Genomic DNA, 911 nt, shown 5'->3' with positions numbered 1-911 from the left:
TAAGGGGCTAAAAACAAAAGGCTCACCTTCAAAAAACTGCGATTTTTTGTTTAAGTAGCTGTTATTCATACACTTGCGTGGATTTTAGCGGATTTTGCAACTCAAATCAAAACACTCACTTCATACAGATTGATTCAAAAAAACGGATAATTGCACGGATTTACGTGAACAGTAGGTGAACGGTGGGTTATAGTGGCTTAAATAAGTAAAGCAGCTTGTAGATCTCTTTAACCTTAACGGCTGGAATTAAGTCCGGGGGCACTGTTTTATCATCGTAATTGACCACATAAAAGCCGTCTTCCTTCCAGGTAACCCTACCTATCCAATAGAACTCATTCTCTCCCACCAAGGCGCATAACTCGTTGGTCTTCAATTTTTCAAGGCTAATTCTGTGCCCAAGCGTATTGTCATTTTTGTCCATCGTAGGGGCCATGTTGTCGTTGTAGACCTGAAACCGGACTACCGGCGCAGATCTGTCGATCTCTACGTTGGCAAAATCGTCCAGCATCTTCAGTACAACGTTGGCCCGAGCATCCTCATCAACGGTTTTGTTTTTAGATTCCTTGGAGTTTTCGGGGATAAGATCCTCATTAGATCGACCTTTAGGTGTGCCTTTAGGTGTGTCATTAGGTGTGTCATTAGGTGTGTCTAAATCCCCTCTTTTTAATGAGGATTTACTCAAGTCAATTTTTAGTATGTCATCAATGGATACATTGAAGAACGTTGAAATATAAAGTAGTTTAGGTATGTCTGGATTGCTAGTACCTTGTTCATAGTTACTTATTGTCCCACTGGTGACATCCAGTAGATCGGCCATCTCATTTTGAGATAATCCTCGTGCCTTTCTTAAGGCTCTTAAGTTCTTTCCGAAATTGCTCAAAACAAGAAATTTTAATTTTTTTATTAGAATT

The 911-nt window shown here is 39.8% G+C and carries 1 protein-coding gene; it reads right to left on the bottom strand.

Annotated features, from left to right (window positions below; genetic code table 11):
- Positions 1 to 187: 187 nt before the first annotated feature.
- A partial coding sequence (locus CRP01_RS41710) for a helix-turn-helix transcriptional regulator (protein ID WP_222845965.1) occupies positions 188 to 911 on the bottom strand: 724 nt, incomplete at its 5' end.

Origin of the sequence: Flavilitoribacter nigricans DSM 23189 = NBRC 102662 (genome assembly GCF_002646595.1) — a bacterium.
GTDB classification, from domain to species: domain Bacteria; phylum Bacteroidota; class Bacteroidia; order Chitinophagales; family Saprospiraceae; genus Flavilitoribacter; species Flavilitoribacter nigricans.
The sequence above is the reverse complement of the archived record's forward strand: the minus strand, read 5'-3'. Positions and strand labels throughout refer to the sequence as shown.